Below are 6,372 nucleotides of genomic sequence, written 5' to 3' on the forward strand. Positions count from 1 at the left end.
GTTAGCATTTAACCATAACTATAATAATAGGATTTGTAATGAGCACCCATAGCGCACTATTTGATGATTGGATCAGAACACACTTTGTTGAGCTAAACAGTGAGCTGGAGCAGTTGTATTGCCAGCAAGACGATAAAGCCAATGTAGACGGGATAGGTGAGGCCATAAAGCAACAATTAAAAAATGAAGGTAACGCCTTGATCAGTAACTTGTTAGCGGAAGGTAACACCGACGAAGGCTTTGATAATGCCTTTGATTTGCTCGGTAATGTGGGGTTATTTATGGCGGCGTGTCGTCGTCATGAAATTACCGAGCCTAGTCGCGAAACTACTTCGCCGTTAATTGAAGCATCGGCACTGGCTATGCACATTGGTGCCTCTATAGGCGTTACGCCACGTTTTGCGACCGCGCACTTAACTACGCACAATAAAGCGGTTAATGGCGTGTATAAGCGTTTTACTAATTTACCCGACGAAAAATTGTTTATTGATTACAACACGCAAGGCATTTTGGCGTATAAGCGTGCCAGTGATGCCTTATTAAAAATTTTACCACTGGGTATTTCGCACCCGCTGTGCGGCGAACTATTAAAGGTCGCGAAGCAGGCGCTTATCGATGTCATTGAGTCAAACAATGCGCTTTATACGCAGTTAGATACCGAGCAGTTTTTTAATTGTGTTCGTCCCTATTATAAACCCTACCGGGTTGGTAAGGAGGTGTACCGCGGGGCAAATGCCGGTGATTTTGCCGGTATCAACGTAATTGATATGCTGCTTGGGCTGTGTAGTGCAAATGAGCCGAGTTATTCGCAGATGCTGGTAGATAAGTTTTTATACATGATGCCAGAAGATCAGCTAATTCTGCGTGAAGCGATGCGCATGCAAAGTTTAATGGATGACTTTTTGCAGGCAGAGCAATATAAACAGAGTGACTGGTTTAAATGCCACGTAAAGCTATTTATTCAAGTGTGTAAACTACACGGCGACACCGCAATCGGTCATCATAATCAATTAGTGGAAAAGTTTATTACTCAGCCTTCACAGCAAATGCAACAACAACATATGAGTAAGGTCACTGCTAGTGGGCCGCCATTGCATGTGTTGCTCGACTCTTTGGCGCAATTAAGGGATAAACGGGCCGCTGCTAAACGTGATGACATCAAAACACGTTATGATGATTTAAATTTACTAAAACAGTGGGCAAAATAACATGCATAAAGACGACTTTCATTTGGCTGACGGCTGTTATTTATTGAGCCACTCTGTGGGGCGTGCACTTAAAAGCAGCCAGCAGCATTTTACAGAGCACTACTTTGCCCCGTGGCAATCTAGCAATAAAGAGCCTTGGCAGCACTGGCTTGCTGCATTAGAGCAGTTTACAAACGCATTAAGTGTGCTATTTAATGCGCCTAGTGAGCAGTTTTGTCCGCAAGTTAACTTATCTAGCGGCCTTACTAAGCTACTGATGGCACACCCTAAGTTGCAACAAAAAAACTGCAAAGTACTGATGGCGCAAAGTGACTTTCCGAGTATGGGTTTTGCTATGCAAAAAGCCTTACCGAGTTGCGCCGAGATTATATTTATTCCAGAACATGAAACGCTTACCGATATCAATGTATGGCAGCGCTACTTAACACATGACATAGACTTAGTGTTTATCAGCCATGTTTATTCTAATACCGGTGTGCAAGCCCCGGTGCATGACATTGTTGCCTTGAGTAAAGTAACCAATAGCCTGTCGATAATTGATGTGGCGCAATCTGCAGGGGTAATACCGCTAGATATAACGGCTCTAAATGCCGACTTTATGATTGGCTCAAGTGTAAAGTGGTTGTGCGGTGGCCCAGGGGCCGCGTATTTATGGGTGAATCCGCAGCAAATAAGTAACTGCGAACCAAAAGATGTCGGTTGGTTTTCACACCAAACCCCCTTTGAGTTTGATATTAACCACTTTGCCTATAACAGCAGTGCGCTTAAGTTTTGGGGAGGCACCCCTTCGGTTGCGCCTTATATTATCGCGGCTCATAGTATTGGTTATTTTGCGCAGTTAGGGGTTGAAAAAGTCAGAGAACATAACTTGGCAATGCTGGCCGTTATTCACCAGCAGTTAGCTGAGTTTGTTGTTTCACCCAGTGCCAGTGAGCAATGTAGCGGTACTGTAATACTAGACTTTAAACAGCAGCAAGCGCAGGTGTTAACAGCACTAAGCGATGCCAATATAAGTGTTGATGCCAGAGCGCTCGGCATTCGCGTGTCACCGCATATCTACAACAGTGAAGCCGATATACATGAGTTTATTAGTGTGGTTAAGCAAGCGCTTAAGGGCGCTGAGTAAGCTTTTCTTGTTGCTGTTTTAGGGTGTCTATTTGTTGCTGTGCTTGAGTGATTAATGCATCGTATGTTTGTTGCAGCGCCGCTGTTTTCGTTGCAATGGCATCGCTGATTGAAGCGGCACCTAAGCGGTTTGCTTGATCTTGTGTGATGTAACTAATTTGCTGCTTTTCTGCTGCGAATTGCTGTTTATATTCTGTAATGGCTAATTGGTAGCGCTTAATATCGCGCTCAATCTGCTGTATTTGTAAATAGTCATCCACTGAGGTGTCGGCAATGTCATTACTTTTCTCGGCTGTGTTATAGGCGGCAGTGACATTAATGTTCTTTAAAGTAATGGCTTCGGCATCTGTAGCACACGGAAACTGACTAAAAGTCGCAATGCCTTTTATTACGCACTTATACACAGTAATGTTTTCAGCCAAGCTGGTGGCGGGGGCTAATAAGCAGGTTAATAGTAAAGCTGTACGGAACATAGTTAAACCTAAATTGGCTTAAAGTTAACCACATAATGCCCTAAGTTGAGCTGAGGTACAATTTGTTTTGAGACGGTGACAAGCGATTAAAAGTCACTTAGCAGCAAGGGCGCAGCGGTGTTGTCGTCGATATAAAAGGGGGCGGGTATTTCAAGCCGTCGCTCGGCTAGCCATTTAATAGCGCTGTAATGTAAAAAAGCCAACATAATTTAATTATGCTGGCTTTTTAGTTTTACAATGACAGTGGAACTAGAACTTATAGCTAGCCTGCAAGTAAGCAAAGCGACCTTGACCGCTATGAACGTTGACTGCAAAGCCCATAAAGTCATGGTATGCCATAGGTGGCTCTTCATTAAATAAGTTTGTAACACCTAAGGTTAATGTAGTGTTTTCAATGCCGTAGTAGTTAATAGACGTATCTACTGTGGTCATCGCATCCACTTTACCCATGCCAGGTGCTTGAATAGATGGGTCTTGCTCAAATTCATCAATATAATTAATGCCTATATGAGCGCCAAACTGATCATTACTCCAGTCTGCAGCAGCAGTCCAGCGGAATTGTGGTTGTTCAAAACCACCTTCTTCAATATTTACTCGCTGACCGCCTTCACCGTCTGGACGCTTATCTTCATACTCTAAAACATAGTTAAGCACGTAAGATAATTTCACATCACCAAAACCAGTCGCCAGATTGTATTTTACATCTAAGTCTAAACCTGAGGTTGTTAGGTCACCAATATTTTGGAAGGTATCAAAAATACGCACGATTTCACCCGGATCATTTGGATTGCCGGTTGGAATACGCTCTGCCACATTGGGATCTAAACCTTGGGTTGATAATAAGAACTGCGTATCGGCATCTATGATGTTCTCAATATCATAGCTGTAGTAATCGAGTGAAAAGTTTAAATTTTCAGTGACATTGAAAATCATACCTAGGTTATAACTTGTCGACTCTTCTGGGCCTAGCTCAGGGTTACCTTCAAAAATTGCCGTGTACTCTTGTTTATCACAGGCTTTATTGACATTGCCAACCGCATCACAGCGTAAGGTATCCACTAAGTTTGGCGACTCGTCGGTACGACCCAGACCTAATTGCGATAATGACGGTGCTCTAAATGCCGTACCCCATGAGCCGCGTAAAGAAAGATCTTCTGTAGGGCTCCATAAGAAAGAAACTTTAGGATCGGTGGTAGTGCCAAAGTCACTGTAATCTTCGTAGCGAACTGCAAGCTGTACTTCGAGTTCTTCTAATACTGGAATTGCTAACTCGGCAAACAGCGCAGAATTATCGCGCTCGCCACTAGCTTGAGTTGCTTCGGTGCCAAATACTTCGCCGCGTAAAAACTGATCATCGGGTCTATCGCTGATGGTTTCTTCACGGAACTCATAACCCACAGCTAGCATTAGGTCGCCAGACGCCATGGCCATTAATGGGCCAGATACTTTAGCATCCCATGAACGGTTAGTTGATTTACCGATACGGGTGGTGCTAGTTTCAATGTAATCTAACGCTTGTTGGCTGTTTGCAGATGGTTCAAATGGATTCCAAGAGCCATTATCAATTGCTTCTTGAGTACGGCGCGAATTAGGGAAGCCATCGACACCTTGCTCAACCGATTTACTTTTAATATAGCTATAGGCTGCTTGCCAGTTCCAATCACCCAGTTCACCTTCTAAGCCCACAATTGTGCGGTAGTAATCTGAGTCGACTTCTTTTTTACGGTTACCGATATCCACCATACGGCGGCGCATCGTTAAGTCTTGGTTATGAAATTCATGATCAGGCATATCAGCAAACGGATGATTTACATTATCTGCCGACATAAATAATTCATTAAAACTTGGGCTACCTGCACCTTTAACCGTGGTTTTTGCATTTTGGCCATTTAATTCAGCAAACGCGCGAACATTATCAGATAACTCTAACTTACCCATGTAGTTAAAGCTAAAGCGCTCTGTTGCCGGCACCATAGTCATATGTGGCGCGTAATCGTAACGACATAAGGTGCCAACAATATCTTCTGCTGGACAGACGTCATTACCAAATGTATCGGGTAGTCGATTTGTTGGATCTGATTTGAGTGCTATGGTGCCTGGAATACCCGATGAGCTTCTGAAGTCAGAGGCAAAAGCATCGTTTGGGCGAAGTTTAGTTTGGTTAGCTGATTTAGAGTAATCTCTATCTGCATAAAGCACTTCTTCACGGGTAAAGTAATCTAAAATAAAGGTGTGGCTGCTTTTTTCTGCGGTATTACCCCAAACAATACTGAGGTTTTCTTCTTTACCACCGCCATCGGCAGTATCACCCACCTTGGCATTGACTTCCACACCATCAATATCATCACGTAAGATAATATTGATAACACCTGCTACGGCATCAGAGCCATAAGTCGCCGATGCGCCATCTTTTAATATATCAACACGTTTAATTGCAGAAACAGGTATATTGTTAATATCAACAAACGCAGTATCAATGCCTTTGGCAAAAGGGCTGACCGAAACACGACGACCGTTGACTAAAATTAAGGTTGAATCGGCGCCTAACCCTCTTAACGAAACACTTGAACCACCGTTAGCAGTATCATCACTACTGTTTGCTTGAGTTGAAAATGTACCTTGTCCAGAAATAGGCAATTTGGCGAATAAGCCAATTAAATCTGTTGCCCCGGTATTGTTAATGTCGGCAGCAGAAATGCTGGTTACCGGAGAAGGGCCTTCCATATCCGTGCGTTTTATGTGTGAGCCTGTTACTTCGATGCGCTCAACTTTTTTTTCATCCTGAGCGATAGCTGCAGTAGAGATACTCATGCCTGTTGCGGCTATCGCATATACGATGCCGTTAAGCTTTAGCTGTGTCTTGTTGTTCAATTTAAAATCCTTATTGACGTATTTGGAATGTAAATTTATTTTGGTTTATTTTTATGGTTACGCGCAATTGATAACATATGATTTACAGTGATGCAATTTATTTACTTTAATGCAGCGTAGTTGTTCATAAAATATTAACTATTGCGATGAGTTAAACGGTAGCGTGCGGGATTCGCTTGGCATTAGCAGTGATGCGCTGAGGTGGGCTGTAGATCCTATTAATAGCTTGGTGCATGATAGCCGGAAAAGTGATGCTGATTTGACATAAGCGCTAAATTTTAGCCACAAAAAAACCACAATTAAGTGGCTTATATTCAGTATAGGGTGGAGAGGGAGGGATAGACTTGTTTACATCCCTGTAATCAATCGCTGTGCGACGCTTGCAGCGGCCTAAAATGTTCCAGACATTTTGTATAAAATACCTCCATGTATTTTACCCTCTGGGCCGCACTGCGTGCGTTCAATTTTGTTCCAGACAAAGTTTGTTGAATCCTGTGGAAGGTTCTCACCCTCCCAATTTAGTATTGGTGTTAAATTTTAGGCACAAAAAAACCACAATTAAGTGGCTTATATTTAGTATAGGGTGGAGAGGGAGGGATAGACTTGCTTACATCCCTGTAATCAATCGCTGCGCGACGCTTGCCGCGGTCTAAAATGTTCCAGACATTTTGTATAAAATACCTCCATGTATTTTA

Annotated in this window: 4 protein-coding genes; 2 read left to right on the plus strand and 2 right to left on the minus strand. The window is 43.0% G+C overall.

All coding sequences use genetic code 11. The features are described from left to right. Positions 1-38: 38 nt before the first annotated feature. The gene (locus ABYB02_RS13355; protein WP_372762928.1) at positions 39-1,208 is read left to right on the plus strand and encodes a monodechloroaminopyrrolnitrin synthase PrnB family protein; all 1,170 of its coding nucleotides are present in this window, start codon (positions 39-41) and stop codon (positions 1,206-1,208) included. Between the two features lies 1 nt (position 1,209). Next, the gene (locus ABYB02_RS13360; protein WP_372762929.1) at positions 1,210-2,334 is read left to right on the plus strand and encodes an aminotransferase class V-fold PLP-dependent enzyme; all 1,125 of its coding nucleotides are present in this window, start codon (positions 1,210-1,212) and stop codon (positions 2,332-2,334) included. Here the strand turns inward: ABYB02_RS13360 and ABYB02_RS13365 are convergent. After that, complete coding sequence (locus ABYB02_RS13365; RefSeq protein WP_372762930.1) at positions 2,318-2,806, minus strand: RNA-binding protein; 489 nt, start codon at positions 2,804-2,806, stop codon at positions 2,318-2,320. The two genes, ABYB02_RS13360 and ABYB02_RS13365, sit on opposite strands and share 17 nt — an antisense overlap. A gap of 249 nt (positions 2,807-3,055) precedes the next feature. Continuing rightward, positions 3,056-5,617, minus strand: a complete 2,562-nt coding sequence (locus ABYB02_RS13370; protein ID WP_372762931.1) for a TonB-dependent receptor plug domain-containing protein — start codon at positions 5,615-5,617, stop codon at positions 3,056-3,058. Positions 5,618-6,372 lie beyond the last annotated feature (755 nt).

Source organism: Pseudoalteromonas sp. (assembly GCF_041613455.1).
Classification (GTDB): domain Bacteria; phylum Pseudomonadota; class Gammaproteobacteria; order Enterobacterales; family Alteromonadaceae; genus Pseudoalteromonas.